General features: G+C 42.2%; 13 protein-coding genes. 12 read left to right on the forward strand and 1 reads right to left on the reverse strand.

Going from position 1 to position 17122, the window contains the following annotated elements; genetic code table 11:
• Nucleotides 1-129 precede the first annotated feature (129 nt).
• Nucleotides 130-1107 (reverse strand): M23 family metallopeptidase, encoded by a 978-nt coding sequence (locus K8F54_RS12150; RefSeq protein WP_290791333.1) that lies wholly within the window; start codon nucleotides 1105-1107, stop codon nucleotides 130-132.
• Between the two features lie 123 nt (nucleotides 1108-1230).
• Between K8F54_RS12150 and alaS the strand changes: the two genes are divergently transcribed.
• The 12 genes from alaS (at nucleotide 1231) to K8F54_RS12210 (ending at nucleotide 17105) form a co-directional block, all read left to right on the forward strand.
• Complete coding sequence (gene alaS, locus K8F54_RS12155; RefSeq protein WP_290791335.1) at nucleotides 1231-3843, forward strand: alanine--tRNA ligase; 2613 nt, start codon at nucleotides 1231-1233, stop codon at nucleotides 3841-3843.
• Nucleotides 3844-3877: 34 nt separating this feature from the next.
• On the forward strand, nucleotides 3878-4825 hold the full coding sequence (locus K8F54_RS12160; RefSeq protein WP_290791337.1) for a GSCFA domain-containing protein: 948 nt from the start codon (nucleotides 3878-3880) through the stop codon (nucleotides 4823-4825).
• Between the two features lie 81 nt (nucleotides 4826-4906).
• Complete coding sequence (locus K8F54_RS12165; protein ID WP_290791339.1) at nucleotides 4907-5428, forward strand: DUF6252 family protein; 522 nt, start codon at nucleotides 4907-4909, stop codon at nucleotides 5426-5428.
• Between the two features lie 218 nt (nucleotides 5429-5646).
• Entirely contained in the window at nucleotides 5647-7497 is a 1851-nt protein-coding gene (locus K8F54_RS12170; protein WP_290791341.1) for a PQQ-binding-like beta-propeller repeat protein, read from the forward strand.
• Nucleotides 7498-7597: 100 nt separating this feature from the next.
• Nucleotides 7598-8326 carry a DUF6498-containing protein gene (locus K8F54_RS12175; protein ID WP_290791343.1) on the forward strand — a complete coding sequence of 243 codons (729 nt, stop codon included), beginning with the start codon at nucleotides 7598-7600 and terminating at the stop codon, nucleotides 8324-8326.
• A 77-nt stretch (nucleotides 8327-8403) separates the two neighbouring features.
• Nucleotides 8404-9801: a hypothetical protein gene (locus tag K8F54_RS12180; protein WP_290791346.1), complete on the forward strand. Its 1398-nt coding sequence runs from the start codon at nucleotides 8404-8406 to the stop codon at nucleotides 9799-9801.
• 95 nt (nucleotides 9802-9896) lie between these two features.
• Entirely contained in the window at nucleotides 9897-10661 is a 765-nt protein-coding gene (locus tag K8F54_RS12185; RefSeq protein WP_290791347.1) for a hypothetical protein, read from the forward strand.
• 232 nt (nucleotides 10662-10893) lie between these two features.
• Complete coding sequence (locus K8F54_RS12190; RefSeq protein ID WP_290791349.1) at nucleotides 10894-12630, forward strand: sensor histidine kinase; 1737 nt, start codon at nucleotides 10894-10896, stop codon at nucleotides 12628-12630.
• A 71-nt stretch (nucleotides 12631-12701) separates the two neighbouring features.
• Nucleotides 12702-12950 carry a hypothetical protein gene (locus tag K8F54_RS12195; RefSeq protein ID WP_290791351.1) on the forward strand — a complete coding sequence of 83 codons (249 nt, stop codon included), beginning with the start codon at nucleotides 12702-12704 and terminating at the stop codon, nucleotides 12948-12950.
• Between the two features lie 19 nt (nucleotides 12951-12969).
• Nucleotides 12970-14757: a tetratricopeptide repeat protein gene (locus K8F54_RS12200; protein WP_290791353.1), complete on the forward strand. Its 1788-nt coding sequence runs from the start codon at nucleotides 12970-12972 to the stop codon at nucleotides 14755-14757.
• Nucleotides 14758-14819: 62 nt separating this feature from the next.
• The gene (locus K8F54_RS12205; protein ID WP_290791355.1) at nucleotides 14820-15470 is read left to right on the forward strand and encodes a response regulator transcription factor; all 651 of its coding nucleotides are present in this window, start codon (nucleotides 14820-14822) and stop codon (nucleotides 15468-15470) included.
• Nucleotides 15471-15548: 78 nt separating this feature from the next.
• Complete coding sequence (locus K8F54_RS12210) at nucleotides 15549-17105, forward strand: M20/M25/M40 family metallo-hydrolase (RefSeq protein WP_290791357.1); 1557 nt, start codon at nucleotides 15549-15551, stop codon at nucleotides 17103-17105.
• Nucleotides 17106-17122 lie beyond the last annotated feature (17 nt).

The following is a 17122-nucleotide window of genomic DNA, read 5'->3' on the forward strand; positions in this document are numbered from 1 at the left end:
AAGGCTTCGGCGACTTCGCCAATGCCGTAATATCGTTTTTCGGGTAGATCGATGTGCATTTTTTTTCGTATTCAGAAATGTAAATATAATTCATTTCTCGTCTATGAAACATCGTAAATAGCAAGGATTTTAATCCAACGATTGGTTTTCCTGCTGAGATGCCTGTAACATACTGGCAAATTCTTCGGGCGTTAGGTTTCCGTAATAGAAATTGATAGGATTGATGCGTTGCCCATCCTTAAAGATCTCATAATGTAGATGAGGGGCTTCCGATCGTCCCGTACTACCGACAAAACCAATAAGATCGCCGCGCTTCACTTTCTGCCCCCTGCGCACTTTAAACTTATACAAATGGGCATACAGGCTTTCATAACCATAGCCGTGATCTATTCGTATGTGATTTCCATAGCCAGAGGCCGTATTATCTGCCCGTGTTACCACACCGTCACCCCCTGCATAGACAGGAGTTCCCCTTGGTGCGGTAAAATCCATTCCAAAGTGAAATTTTCCCGCCTTGGTAAAGGGATCGGTTCTATAGCCGTAGCCGGATGCCATACGGGTAAGGTCTTCATTTCGCACCGGTTGAATGGCCGGAATGGCACTTAGTAATTCTTCTTTCTCTTCGGCCAGTTTGGCGATTTCATCTAAAGATCTGGATTGTACCACAATTTGTTTGGTCAATATATCCAAACGCTTGCTGGTAGCTATGATCAATTTTGAATTATCGAATCCTTCCAGGTCCTTATACCGATTTACCCCTCCAAAACCTGCTTTACGCTGTTCGGCCGGAATTGGATTGGCTTCAAAGTAAACACGGTATAGGTTATTGTCCCGATTGGCCACTTCGGCCAAAACGGTTTCGGCCTCGACCATTTTTTTATTGAGCAGCTCAAATTGCAACTCCATATTGGTGAGTTCGCGCTTTAGCGTTTTTTCTTTGGGCGTTTCTACATAGGGTAAGTTGATGTATACCAGCAACAGTAGAAAGCTGCTTAATAGCATTCCCGTTAGACTGAGTAAGAAGATACCAAGCCTACGGCCTTTCTTCTTTTCAATTTTTCGATAGGACAGGGTTTCACTATCGTAGTAATATTTAACCTTAGACATACGTTAAAAAAACTTATTTTTGCTCGTTGATAGGTTGTGCTAATGGTTAGCTAACGTTTTGCAAATATAGAAATTGTTTTGCGCATAGCCTTATCACATATTTTTTAGTACTAAAATTATTTTATGAATTCGAAGGAGATACGTTCCCAGTTTTTAGCATTTTTTAAATCGAAGTCGCACGCCATTGTTTCCTCTGCTCCAATGGTGATCAAGGACGATCCCACGCTTATGTTTACCAATGCGGGGATGAATCAGTTTAAGGAATATTTTTTGGGGAACAGCCTGCCTAAGAACAGCCGTATTGCCGATACCCAAAAGTGCCTTCGCGTAAGTGGAAAACACAACGATCTGGAAGAAGTGGGGATGGATACCTACCATCATACCATGTTCGAAATGTTGGGGAATTGGAGTTTTGGCGATTATTTTAAAAAGGAAGCCATTGCATGGGCCTGGGAATTGCTGACCGAAGTCTATAAAATAGATAAGGACATCTTGTACGTCACTATCTTTGAAGGAGATGAAGCCGAAGGACTTGCGCGTGATACCGAAGCCTACGAAATATGGAAACAGTTTCTTCCCGAAGAGCGCATTCTCAACGGAAGCAAACACGATAATTTCTGGGAAATGGGAGACCAAGGACCTTGTGGGCCTTGTAGTGAGATCCATGTAGATATACGTTCGGCCGAAGATAAGGCAAAGCAATCGGGTGCTGCCTTGGTGAACCAGGATCATCCACAGGTGGTGGAGATTTGGAATCTGGTATTTATGCAGTTCAACCGAAAAGCCAACGGTAGTCTAGAAAAATTACCGGCTCAGCATGTGGATACCGGAATGGGCTTTGAGCGTTTGTGCATGGTCTTACAGCACAAACAGAGTAATTACGACACCGATGTCTTTACACCGCTAATTCGAGAGATCGAAGCGGTGACCAATACCACCTATGGCAAAGATGAAAAAGTTGATATTGCCATTCGGGTGGTGGCCGATCACGTACGCGCCGTTGCTTTTTCGATTGCCGATGGCCAGTTGCCCAGTAATACAGGAGCCGGGTACGTAATTAGACGTATCCTACGAAGAGGAATCCGCTATGGCTTCACCTTCTTACATACAAAGGAGCCATTTATCTACAAACTCATTGCGACCTTGAGCGCGCAAATGGGAGAGGCGTTCCCTGAATTGATTTCAGAAAAAAACCTGATCACCAATGTGATTCGGGAAGAGGAGCGTTCCTTCTTGAGAACCCTGGATCAGGGGTTGGTCTTGTTGGAGCATGTTATTGAAACAGCCAAGTCGAAGACTATTTCGGGAAAGAAGGCATTCGAGTTGTACGATACGTTCGGGTTTCCAATTGACCTTACTGCATTGATCCTTCGAGAGCGAGGCTATCAGTTGAATGCAGCTGAGTTTGAAACAGAACTGCAAAAACAGAAGGATCGTTCCCGGGCAGCTACCAAGGTTGAAACAGGAGATTGGATGGTCCTTTTGGATGATCCGGAGGAGGAGTTTGTTGGCTATGATATGCTGGAAACCCATATTAAAATTACGCGCTATCGCAAAGTTGAGAGCAAAAAGGACGGCGAGCTCTACCAGCTGGTCTTTAATATAACTCCATTTTATCCCGAGGGTGGCGGACAGGTAGGTGACAAAGGGTATTTGGAAGCCATAGATGGTGGGGTGGTGTATATCATAGATACCAAGAAGGAGAACAACCTGATTATTCATTTTTCCAAGACCTTACCGCGGAATCCGGAGGCTGCTTTTAAGGCAGTTGTCGATAGAAAACAACGAGACAGGACCGCTTCCAACCATACGGCCACGCATCTGTTACATCAGGCGCTGCGCAATATACTGGGGCAGCATGTAACTCAGAAAGGATCTATGGTACACAGTCGGAATTTGCGATTCGATTTTTCCCATTTCGGAAAGGTGACCGATGAAGAACTAAAACAGGTAGAGGACTTTGTGAATGCGCGAATACAAGCGGGTATCGCCTTGGAAGAGCGACGCAATATTCCCTTTCAACAGGCCTTGGACGACGGGGCATTGGCGCTTTTCGGTGAAAAATACGGAGACACGGTACGCACCATCAAATTTGGAAAATCAATGGAATTGTGTGGAGGTACGCATGTGCCGAATACCTCGGCAATCTGGCATTTTATAATTACTTCGGAAGGCGCGGTCGCTTCGGGTATTCGCAGGATTGAAGCCATTACAGGCGATGCGGCGAAGCAGTATTTTGTGGACAGAAGTGTGGCCTATTCAGAAGTGCAAAAAGCATTGAACAATGCACAAGACCCGGTACAGGCGGTGACTAGTTTACAGGAAGAAAACAGTCAGTTACAGAAACAACTTCAGGAGTTATTGAAAGACAAGGTCAAAAATTTAAAAGGCGATCTTAAAAAAGAGATCACCGTACTCAATGATGTACATTTCTTGGCAAAGGAACTAGACCTGGATGCTTCGGGATTAAAGGACCTGGCTTTCGAATTGGGTGGCGAGATTGAGAATTTGTTTATTTTGTTTGGATCGAGACAGGATGGCAAGGCCTTGCTCACCTGTTATATTTCTAAGGAATTAGTTTCAGAAAAAGGATTACATGCAGGACAGATTGTACGCGAACTCGGAAAGTATATCCAAGGAGGTGGTGGTGGTCAGCCATTTTTTGCTACCGCCGGCGGCAAGAATCCCGAGGGGATAGCCGAAGCATTAGAAAAGGCGCAGGATTATTTGGATTGAGAGCGCGCCAAGGCGCCAAGGCGCTAAGTGACTTATGAAATTACAAACGCAAATAGCACTAAAACCCGAAGCGCATCAAATGGATTATACGTCTAAGGTGTTGCTAATGGGTTCTTGTTTTACGGAAAACATTGGAGGTAAACTCGATTATTTTAAGTTTCAAAACCTTCAGAATCCCTTCGGAATTGTTTTTCACCCAATGGCTATCGAAGTCTTGGTAAGTCGTGCGTTGGAAGATAGGGCGTATACCGAGAAGGATGTTTTCTTCTACAATGAGCAATGGCATTGTTTCGAGGTACATTCTGTGTTAAGCACTTCAACTAAGGAGGATTTTCTTCAAAAACTAAACAATTCCTTGGCGCAACTACGAGCGGCCCTGCTTGGGGCTTCACATCTTATTTTTACCTACGGTACCGCCTGGGTCTATAGGCATCAAAAAACCAATGCGCCAGTGGCTAACTGTCATAAGCTGCCGCAGCAGGAGTTCAAAAAAGAATTGTTGTCGGTAGCGACCCTTGCAGAAAGTATACAGAATACCGTGCAGCGCATACAGGCGGTCAAGCCTTCGGCTGTCATCATAGGAACTGTTTCGCCCGTACGGCATCTCAGGGATGGTTTTGTTGAGAATACGCAGAGCAAGGCACATTTGATCGCCGGGCTACATAAGGCAATGGCTGCCAGTAAGGGGCTTTATTATTTTCCGTCCTACGAGCTCATGATGGACGAATTGCGCGACTACCGATTTTACGCGGAAGATATGCTACACCCCAATACTACAGCTATTTCGATTATCTGGGAACGTTTTAAGGAGGTTTGGGTGGCTTCGGCAACGGACGCATTGCAAAAAGAAATCGATACGGTACAAAGGGGATTGCAACACCGTCCCTTTCACCCCGAAAGTGAAACACATCGGGCATTTCAGAAAACACTTCAGCAAAAAATTTCTGCCTTACAAAGAGAACTTCCTCATATAGCATTCTAATTATACGTCAATTGCCGTATTGAGTGGCGTTGGGTATTGGGGCATCTTTGCCTTGTTCAATTAACTTAAAACCCAACAATTATGAAAATGTTTAAAAATGTAATACTAATTCTTATGATGAGTTTGGCGGTGACCGCCTGTAAAAAAGACGACGATGGTGGTGATGGAGGCGGTGGAGCCGTTGGTTCATTCAGCGCAAAGGTCGATGGCCAAACTTTTGAAGGTTTAGAAGGTACTGTTGCTGCACAGGTTTCGGATGCAGGTACCAGTCAGGTAATCGCTGTATCCGGTGGTACGGCGAATTCTGAAAACTTACAAATGATCGTTCAGAACTTTACCGGTGTAGGTACGTACGAATTGAGTTTTTTAAATATTGGAACCTATAGCTATCTGCCGGATCCATCCAATCCCGATCCGAATACCGTAGTGATTTATTCTACTTTAGGAGATGCACAATCAATAAATGGAGAGGTTAATATTTCCAGTTATGATGGCGATACCGTGGAAGGTACTTTTAGCTTTACCGGATTCAATATAAATGATATCGGTGATACGGTGTCTGTTACTTCGGGAGCATTCAATATTGAAGTAGTCCAAAATTAAAACCACATAAACGAAAATCTCAGTGTTGAGGTTTTTACGTGGACCGGGAGTGGAACAATGTGTTCTACTTTCGGTTTTTTTTATGACAATATTTTGCTCGATGGGACTTTCCAGGAAGCGATGGATTATCTAGCTCATATAAGAATACGACAACTGCCGTATTGAATCGCAACTTGATACGCAGCATCTTTGAACCATCAATTACTAAAACCACGATTATGAAACTTTCAACAATATTAAAAGTAGCTTTTTGCCTAAGCTTAATTTGGGCAACACAAGCAGTGGCACAAAAAGCCGAAGCACCCGACTATCGTTATGACGTTGGGGCTAAAATCAATGAAATGACGCTTACCCAAGGTGGAACCATGGTTGTGGCCACCAACGATGGCCTGGTAGGTATTAAGCCGGGCAGCAATCAATTACTTTTTAATTTTCAAGAATACGGTCGTGTTAAGCCCGAAGAACTGACTTTTATTCCAAATGCCCCCTATGTAATGGTAGGTCAAACAGGTTTTGCAAGTATATCTACCAAAAAGGCGGTGATCGATTATATGTCGGGTAAGGTCCTTTTCGCCACCGAATCTAACGGTTGGAAAATAGTAACCACCTGCGATGTTATGATGCCGCAGAACAAATTGGTAGTAAGCGGACAGCGTAGAGCAAGTGAAAAATATGCCAATGCCGTAGCGATTTACGATTTGAATACCGGAGAGCAGGAAAGCTATTTTACGTTTAAAGGATCTGAAGTAGTTTCAGGACGTCCCTTATTGTTAAAAGACGGATTGATATTGCCTACCACCAAGGCGTTGAAGAAGGTAAATATGAAAACCGGAGAAATAGAATGGTCGGCCGATGTGGACGATATAAAATGGATGGTTACCGATGCAGCTGAAAAAGAGATATACGGTTTTGAGATTTCTGCCAATGGAAAAAATAACAAGGTTCATAAAATTAGCAGTAGCGGCTCGATACTGTGGGAAGATCCTCATAAGGTAAAAGGACAAGTGGCTAACTTCGAAATATTACCACAAGGACTGGCAATAGTTAGCAATAAAGACGATGGGGGAAGCAATAGTGTTTTTGCCCAAAAGAACGAATCGGAAATAGGATTTCTAAGTGCTACTACAGGTGAAGATTTGTGGGAGAAAGCCCCTAAAACCAAAGGGTATGTTCAGCATTTCTATATTATGGATGATGGGATTCTCTTCGGGATCTATCAGGGCGGGATCAATAAAATATCCTTTGACGGAAATACACTTTATAAAAAACCACTAAAGACCGGTGAGAATATCTTGACCATGGCCAATACGCCCCAGGGGCTGATCTATATTACCAGTGAAGACGCCAATATTGTCAATCTGGCCACCGGGGAACAGGTTTGGAACAAGCCTTTAAAATACAAGCGGGTGGATGCGGTTAGTTCGACCTATGACAGTAAGAATTCGCGCTACTTGATTAGCGCCGATGAATCCTTGTTTGCTGTAGATGCTAATTCGGGAGAAGTTTCCACATTGGCGGAGTCTAAATTCGAAGGGAAAGAAAGTCCCAGCAGTGTAGAAATTAGAGATAGCGGTATTTTACTCACCAGTGATCAGAACTTAATGATGTTGGATAACAATGGTGGTAAATCGTGGCATGAGTACTATCGCGCTCCGGGGAAGAGTGCCATGGGAGCAATTTTGGCCGGAGTAGCAGCTGTCGCAGCCGCCACTACAGCCACAGCGGCCTATGCCGAGGCGAATGCAAACAGAAACAGATTGGGTAGTTATACCTCAAGAGGGCAATCCTATGCCGATCTTGGTGATGGCATGGCCGCTGCTACCGGAGCATCGATCGCAGAAATGTTACGAAGATTTAAAGCAACTGCCGCCACAGAAAATGCACAGTTTATTTTGACAAAACTGGATGAAGGTGTTGGGTTGGTAAAGGTAAACAAGGATACAGGAGCCAAAGAGAAGGAAATTGTCCTAAAGGATAAACAACCAGAATATACTGTAGATGATTTTGGAGGGATCTTGTACTACAAGGCAGATAACAATTCAATTTTTGCATACGATCTTAAGAAGTAACCTACTAGCCAAGTTACGTTCGCTGTATTTTGCTGAGGAGTGAGTACAGTGTTAAAAACCCCATACTAGTTTATGGGGTTTTATTTTTAAATTTATCTATATGATTTCAGCCATCCTATATCCATCAAAAAATAATATACTGGTTTGGGCCAATGCCTGTTTCTTACTGCTGCTGGTGCTTTTTAACCAGATTGATTCACTCACGGTGGTGTTTGCTTATTTTTTAGAGACAATAGTGATAGGGCTCTTTCATATTGTGAAGCTGTGGATTGTGTCTAATTATGGAATGGAACCTACTTCCGATAAGGGACTGCAACTGAAAGGCCTTCCTTTGATTTTGTTTTTTATAGCGCATTATGGCATTTTTGTAGGTGTGCAATCTGTTTTTGCCTTTGCCTTATTTGAAGGAACCATTACTGAAATCACGGATGCCTTTTATCTTGTACAAAACTATTGGTATGTAATTAACAGGGAAGGAATGTCTGTTGTAATGGCTTCGTTAGTGGTGACCAACCTAGGTTATTTTTACACCAATTTTTGGGCGAATGAGAAGTACAAAGAGTATACGCCGAGTGCCATTTTCATTAAACCTTATGTTCGTATTTTTATCCAACAGTTCGTCGTAATTCTTGCTTTCTTTTTCTTTATTATTTTTTCTACGGCCAAAGTTGCCGCCATCTTGTTAATTCTCCTGCGCCTATTGGTCGACCTAGTAATGGTTTCCCTGAACAAAGACTCTCAGGCCTTGGATAACTTGGCGAGAAAATACTCAAAATCCTACGACCACTATCTCGAAATGAAAAAGAAGTATCAAGAGTTTTCAGAATAGCGGGACGATACGGCAGTTGTCGTATTGCAGTATTCTATTTTTTTTAGGTACTTTATACTACTAAAAAATCTATTCTAATGAGAAGACTTATTATCCTACTACTAGTATTTCCTACTTTTTCCCTTTCGGCTGAAGCTCAAATCCCTGAGCCCATGTCGAGTAAAAGTTCTGTCGATTTTAACGGTGCTACCTGGACCAAAACGAATAGCGTTGATTTTATTTTAAAGGATAAAAACGGAAAGACAATCTCGAATGTCGAAGACCTGGTCTATCTTAAAACAGATACATTGGCTGTGCTCGATACCAGTGCACGGATTATTTATCTGCTTGCCGACTTTAAAGATGCTGCTGAAGGATCGAAGGGAAATGCGCCTATTTTGGCGACGAATATTGGAAAGGACTTTTACCTTACCAACCCCTATTCTTTTATCACCTATGTAAACGATGCATCCTATTCGGGAGATTTCAGCAATATAAAGGGAAATTATATCGATTTTATTGCTGAAGTAAACGCAACCTATCTTTTGGAGGGAATCCGAAGCTTTAGCAATTGGGGAGCGAAAAGCATGACCAAGCTATCCCCTGCGCCCGAAGACACCTATTGGTATCGTGATGCAGATAACGGTCAATACGGGGTTATTAAAAAGGGGAAACCCATCGACTATACAAATGCTACGACCGAGACCGTTGGGAACGACTTGATTGTCAAAATAAATGATATAAAGACCTATGTGTTGCCCGGCTATACGACCATGGCCTCTTTTGTGTTTAATCAGGTACAACGCTATTCGGGTGACTCCAACGCCTCCACTAGCGAAACTACTGGTTGCGTTCAGGGTGACTGTACCAACGGATGGGGTAAATGGCAGTATGAAAATGCCTACTACGATGGGTTCTGGAAAGACGGAAAGCGAGATGGATATGGGCTGTATAAGTGGGTTGGAACAGGGAAGTATATCGGGAATTGGAAAAATGACAATATGGATGGATATGGCGCCTATTTGGCCGATAACGACGATAATGTTATTGGAGAATACAAAAATGGACAGTTGGACGGAGTTGGTTATTCGGTTTATGGCGATGCGTGGGAACAGGGGGTGTATACCAATGGTAATTTAACGATATCGTACAACTTTTATACGAATGATGTAGACGTTGGCTGTACGGCAGGCGATTGTCAGGATAAATACGGTAAGATGGTTTGGAGCAATGGGGATACCTATGTTGGATTTTTTAAAAATGGCGCCTTATACATGGGTACCTACAACTTTACAAATGGTGACAAATACAGTGGGATGTTCAATGCGAAAAACCAATTTGAGGGTACCGGCCGTTATTTTTACGAAAGTGGGAGTTATTATGGCGGCGAATGGAAAAATGGACAGTACCATGGAAGAGGTTATTATCACAATAAAGACATTGAACAGCAAATAGGAGTGTGGTCTAACGGGACCTTGATTACTAAAATGAAATAGTGAATGGCTAAGGCTAAACAAAATACGGCAATTGCCGTATTTTTTTTTGGGACAAATCTTTCTTAACTTTGAGTAACACTAAAAACCAAGGCATTATGAAATTAAAAAATTTATTAGTTATCGCAATTTTTATGCTCGGTTGCATAACATTGCAGGCTCAAGAAAGACCAAATGTTCCAACTCGATCTACGGCAAGCTCATCTACCTCTTTGGGATGCGTGAGCGGCAATTGTCAAAATGGATGGGGGAAGAAGAACTTCGATCATGGATATTACGAAGGCTTTTGGGAAAATGGACAACGCAACGGGTATGGACTGTTCGACTGGAAGGATTCCGGGAAGTATATTGGCTTTTGGGTCAATGATGGAATGACCGGTTATGGGGTATACCTTGGCGTTAAAAAAGACATGGTGGGTGAATATCAAAACGGATTCATCCAAGGACTGGGATACATTGTTGAAGACGAAGAGTGGGAGCAGGGAAGGTACAGCAGTAGTCAATTGGTAGACGCGTATACCTTCTACGACAACGGTGTAACTACAGGATGTACGGCTGGCGACTGTCAGACCAAATACGGCCGCTACAAATGGAGCAACGGAGATAGTTATACCGGCTTCTGGAGTAATGGAAATATGTATATGGGCACCTATTTGTTTGCCAATGGCGATAAGTACACCGGGCAATTCAATGGTAGCAACCAGTACCATGGACAGGGTCGGTTTTTCTTCAAGAGTGGAAACTACTACGGAGGCGAATGGCAATATGGTAAATACCACGGTAAAGGATATTATCAAGGGCAAACGGTTAGTGAAGACCGTATAGGAACATGGAGTAGCGGTACTTTTATAAAGGCGTTATAAGATCATTTTTGATCCTATATAAAAAGAACACGGCATATTGTCGTGTTCTTTATTTCAGTACATTCGAATCGATTAAGCTGTACTTTCTATGAAGTTTTCCCATTTAATCTTTGTGCTTTTATTTTCGAATCTACTATTTGCTCAATCGGCATCAAACGTAGACGCGTTGTTACTTAAAGCATATAATAGTGCGGACTCTTCGCAATACTATTTTACTGAAGCTCGAAAACTATTGAGAAAAAAGGCAGATTCTGCCAGTTATTATTACTTCAAATTTTATCAAAAAAACCAAAACCGGGAAAAGGATAGTACCCTTTATTTTTCAGAAAAGGTGATCCCCCTGTTTCAACAGTTGGATACATTAGATAGACTGCGGAAGGTTTATGAGCAGTTGCATTATCAGAAATTACATGATGGGGAATACGAGCTGGCCTTGGACTATATTCAGAAGGCACTAACAGTTGCCGAAAAAATGAAAGATCCCGCATTGATCTCATTACATCTTTCAGATAAATCCAATGTGTATCACGACTTTGAAGATTATGAAAAAGGGGTTGCTTTTGGTAAAATGGCGTTTAAAACTATCTACGATCATGACCCCACCAACTATAGGTATTTAATTTTTGCCAACAATGTAATCGCCATTAATTTTGACGATTGGAAAAAACCGGATAGTGCACTGTTCTATCACTTCAAAAATTTGAAATATGTGCCGAAGATGGAGGACTCGGCACGCTATTCCTTTGTGTACAATAATATTGGAAATACCTTGCTAAAAAGTAAAAGGTACTCCGAAGCAAAAAAATATATCAATCGGTCGTTGGTGCTCAATAAAATTAGAGGAAGGGACTATAACTTGGCAACCAACTATACGAACTTGGCGACTATCGCTTATGAGGAGCATAGGAACGATGAGGCAAGGCAGTATTTTAAAGAGGCCTATTTCCATGCTGAAAAAAGCGAGAGCATCGAAAAGATAAGAGATGTGGTGCAGCAGGAGGCTTGGTTCTACAAGAAAATTGGCAATTTCGAAAAGGCCCTGGAACGCCAAGAAGCCTTTTATGTACTGCGCGATTCGGTATTTAATGAAGAACGCGCTGCCAAAGTCGCCGAAATGGCCACCAAATACGAAACCGAAAAAACCGCCAAGCAACTGGCCGAAACTCGTGCCAACCTCGCCGAAACCGAATTGGAAGTAAAACAAAAGAACATCATGCTCTATGGCAGTTTGGGACTTGCAATAGTCCTGGGATTGTTAGGATATCTGTTCTATAGTCAGCAAAAATTAAAGAACCAACAGCTTCGAAAGGAAAATGAACTGAAGACTGCATTGGCAAGGATCGAAACACAAAACCGCTTACAGGAACAACGACTTCGTATTTCAAGGGACTTGCATGATAATATAGGTTCGCAGCTCACATTTATAATTTCATCGATTGATAGTCTGAAGTTTGGATTGCATACAGCTGAAGAAAAAACCCTGCATAAACTTTCGGGGATCAGTGCCTTTGCTTCACAAACTATTTATGAATTGCGAGACACTATCTGGGCCATGAACAAGAGCGATATCACCTGCGAAGACCTTCAGGCACGGATCTCAAATTTTATAGAAAAAGCCGGTATCGCATCGAATGAGGTCGCCTTTAACTTTTCGGTGGCCGAAAACGTGTGCAAGGAGGCCAAATTTACTTCGGTACAAGGAATGAATATTTATCGGATTATTCAGGAAGCGGTAAATAACGCCTTAAAACATGCCAATGCCAGCTCCGTTTTGGTGCGTATTGACATAAGTAATGAGGCCTATCTGGTACGTATTGAAGACAACGGAAATGGCTTTGACGTGACGAATACTTCGGCCGGAAACGGTTTGCGAAACATAGAAAAACGTGCTAGAGAGCTAGGGGGTACGGTTGCAATTACTTCAGAAAAAGGCAAGGGAACCACCATCGGGATAAGTTTTATTGCCTAATTAAATACGACAACTGCCCTATGTCCAATTCGTAAATTACGCTGTATTTTTAGGTATTAATAAAATGTGTCATGCCCGTTGCTCAAATTATTGTAGTAGTGCTATTTATCGGTCTTGTTACCGGGCTGTTGTTTTATTTTTTTCAGCAGAACAAAAAAATAGCGGCCAATCATGTACAGCAACAATATGCACTGCAAGCGGAAATTGCACTGCACACATCACAGGTGAATTTCCGAAGCAAATCCTTAGACAAGTATCATTTTTTAATGTATAATTTGGAGGAAGCGTTGGTGGTACAGCCGGAAGTTTTGGTATTTTAGTTTTTCTAAAAATAATGCAATGCGAACATTGGCTTTCTTGTATGTCTTTTTACTTCTATCAAATGCTCTTTATTCTCAGACCAAAAAGGAGATAGACTCTATAAACAACCTCTATGTACAAGGCTTGCATATGTCGCAAGATGCTATTCTTTCACTATTCAAAAACAATGCGCTGGCGGCGAAAGGATTGAATTATGGCGAAGGAGAGGCAGATGCCCTTTCGAAACTTTCATTGGCCTATGGGTATCAGGGCAATTATATAGAAAGTGCCGAGTATGGTTTGAAGGCGGTTAAAATTTATGAAAAATTAGGACTGAGCGAGAAAGTAGCGTATCGGTACGCAGAACTGGGCTATAGTTTAAAGTACAAAGACATAGATAAGGCCACCTATTATATGCAACAAGGAAAGGCCATAGCCGAAGCAGCGCAAAACGAAAATGTACTCAAGGACATTTATAATAATTATGGAGTGCTAAAAGAAATAAAGGAAGAACTGGATAGTGCCCTTTACTTCTACAACAAGAGCCTTATTATTAAAAAAAATATAAACGATACCATTGGCATACCCTATTGTTATAGCAATATGGCAGGGGTATACGCACTACAGAAGGACTTCCAAAAAGCCAAAGATTATTTTAATAGGGCCTTGGAACAAAGAATCCAATGGAAAGATACTACGACCATTGCCGAAAATTACACGCAGATAGGCGAAGTGTTTCTGGCCGAAGAAAAATTAGATCAGGCGATTAGTTGGATACATAAATCCTTGCCCCTGTCCCAAGCAAAAGCGTATAAAAATTTAACTCAGTACAACTATAAGTTGCTTTCCGATATTTACAAAAGCAAGAAGAATACCGATTCGGCTTTATATTATTACGAACAATTCGCTGCGATAAAAGACAGCATACACAGTGTTAAGGTTGAAGAAAGTATCGCGGCCTTAACCATAGAATTTGAAACCGAAAAGAAGGAAAACGAAATCCTAAAACAACGTGCCCAACTCGCCGAAAAGGATGCAGAGGTTCGCAGAAAAAATACCTGGATCATTGGAGGCTTTGGAACGGCTTTATTGCTGGGACTTCTAGGATATTTGATGTATAATCAGCAAAAATTGAAACAGCGACAATTACAAAAGGAAAGTGAGCTTAAGGAAGCATTGGCACGAATTGAAACGCAGAACAAGCTGCAAGAGCAGCGATTGCGGATTTCACGAGATCTTCACGACAATATAGGATCGCAACTCACCTTTATTATTTCGAGTATAGATACTATTAAGTATGGATTTAGTGAGATTAGCGATAAACTCGCCAACAAACTGGTCGATATAAGTGCCTTCACGTCTCAAACCATCTACGAACTAAGGGACACCATCTGGGCGATGAATAAGAATAGTATCACGTTTGAAGACCTTCAGGCGCGGATCACCAATTTTATTGAAAAGGCGAAAACGGCAACCGAAACTACCGCCTTCGAATTTAAAGTAGCTTCGGGGATGCCTACTAGTAATTCGCTGACTTCGGTAGAAGGAATGAATTGCTATCGAATAATTCAGGAGGCCGTGAACAATAGTTTGAAGTATGCCAAAGCATCGCTTATTTCGGTGTCAATTTCTGAAGAAAACAATGCAATAATCATTGCCATTAGCGACAACGGATCGGGTTTTGACATTACCGCGGTCGAACAAGGCAACGGACTCTCAAACATGAAGAAGCGCGCTCGCGATATGGCTGCCGAATTAACGATCGATTCGGAAGTAAACGAAGGCACTACAATTACCTTAGGTCTTTCCACCAAAAAAGACGAATAAGGCAGATGCCCTAGTATTTTATTCGAAAGTATTTGTAAATTTAAGCGTGCTAACAACCAACTATGACTCTTAAAATTGCCATTGTAGACGATAACAGCTTTTTAATTCACGCCATCAAAGAGAAACTTTCCTTTTTTGATGATGTTTCGATCAAACATTCCTCTGCACATGGAGGCGAACTACTCACTAAACTCGAGGAGAATCACAATATCGACCTGATCTTAATGGACATTGAAATGCCGGTATTGAACGGTATTGAAACCACTCAGATGGTAAAGCAAAAGTATCCTCAGATCAAGATCATCATGTTAACGGCCTTCGATAACGATGAAAACATCTTCAATGCCATAAAAGCAGGTGCCGATGGTTATTTGCTGAAAGAAATAAATCCTAAAGATCTCTACAACGGAATCTGTGAAACGCTAAATGGCGGTGCGGCGATGAACCCATCTATTGCACTAAAAACCCTGAAGCTTTTGCGAAATCCAATAAATATTCAAAACCCGAAAGATCAGGAAGAGATCTCCCTATCGAAGCGAGAAGTGGAAGTTTTGGAACAATTGAGCAAGGGGCTTAGCTATACGGCCATTGCAGAAAACCTGTTTCTTTCTCCAAGCACGGTGCGAAAACACATAGAAAACATCTACAAGAAACTGCAGGTGCACAGTAAAATAGAGGCCGTACAAAAGGCAAAAAATTACAATATCATCTAATTCAAATTTCAAAGTTGGTGGTTACTTTTAAAATTAATTGTAATTTTAAAATTCTATTCAAAACGCAACCATATCTACATGAAAAAATTATATCTACTCTCCCTGGTGGGAATCCTGTTTTTAGGTACATCGATCGTTGCCCAGACAGCAGATCCTGTGATCGAAAATATTATTAAAGAGGCCAATGAAAACTCTCAATTAGAAAAATTAGGCCATGAACTCATGGATGTTATTGGTCCCAGACTTGTGGGGACGCCACAAATGAAAAACGCCCATGATTGGGCAGTGTCTACCTATGAAAAATGGGGTATTTCGGCCCGTAACGAAAAATGGGGCGAATGGCGTGGCTGGGAACGCGGCATTACACATATTGATATGATCTATCCCCGAATCCAATCCTTGGATGGGACCCAGTTAGCCTGGAATCCGAGTACCACAGGGAAGGGTGTTACCGCCGAATTGATTCTACTGCCCGAAGTAAAAGATTCAACCGATTTTCAGAAATGGTTGCCCAACGTAAAAGGGAAATTGGTGATGGTTTCCATGAATCAGCCCACCGGACGTCCCGATTATAACTGGAAGGAATTTGCTACAGAGGCTTCCTTTGAAAAGATGAAGAATGATCGCAAAGCACAGGAAACGGCCTGGCGCGAAAATATGAGACGAACCGGCTATAACAGTCGGAGTATTATCGAAGTACTTGAAAATGCCGGAGCCGCAGGAATTGTAGCCTGTAATTGGTCTGAAGGCTTCGGTGTGAACAAAATATTCAGTGCCCGTACAAAAAAGATACCCGCCGTGGATATTGAATTGGAAGATTACACCATGTTGTATCGCATGTTGGAATACGGAGGCAAACCCAAGATTCGTATCGTAGCCGAATCGAAGGAATTAGGTATTGTTCCAACCTTTAATACGATTGCTGAAATTAAAGGAAGTGAGAAGCCGGAGGAATATGTAATCCTGTCGGCGCATTTCGATTCCTGGGATGGAGGAACCGGCGCCACCGATAATGGGACAGGAACCTTGGTCATGATGGAAGCCATGCGCATCCTAAAGAAAATGTATCCCAACCCGAAGCGTACTATTTTAGTAGGCCATTGGGGCAGTGAAGAGCAGGGGTTAAACGGCTCTCGTGCCTTTGTTGAAGACCATCCCGAAATTGTAAAGAACATTCAGGCAGTGTTCAATCAGGATAACGGCACGGGACGGGTGGTAAATCTTTCCGGAGCCGGATTTTTACATTCGTATAAGTATTTGAGCGATTGGTTATACGCAGTTCCAAATGAAATTACAGACCAAATAGAAACTAATTTTCCCGGCTCGCCAAGTGGTGGTGGATCGGATAATGCTTCCTTTTTGGCCGCAGGAGCGCCTGCCTTTAACCTAAGTTCTCTCAATTGGTCGTACTGGGATTATACCTGGCACACCAACAGAGACACCTATGACAAGATCATCTTCGACGATGTACGAAGCAATGCCATCCTCACGGCCATTTTAGTGTATATGGCAAGTGAAGATCCAAATACCACTTCGAGAGAGCAGATCATACTTCCTATCAATCCAAGGACCGGCGAACAACGAACCTGGCCGAATCCAAGATCGCCTCAACGAAAAGGAGGAATTGATGAATAAAAAAAGCGCCTCTAAAA

The organism is Altibacter sp. (assembly GCF_019913785.1).
Taxonomy (GTDB): domain Bacteria; phylum Bacteroidota; class Bacteroidia; order Flavobacteriales; family Flavobacteriaceae; genus Altibacter.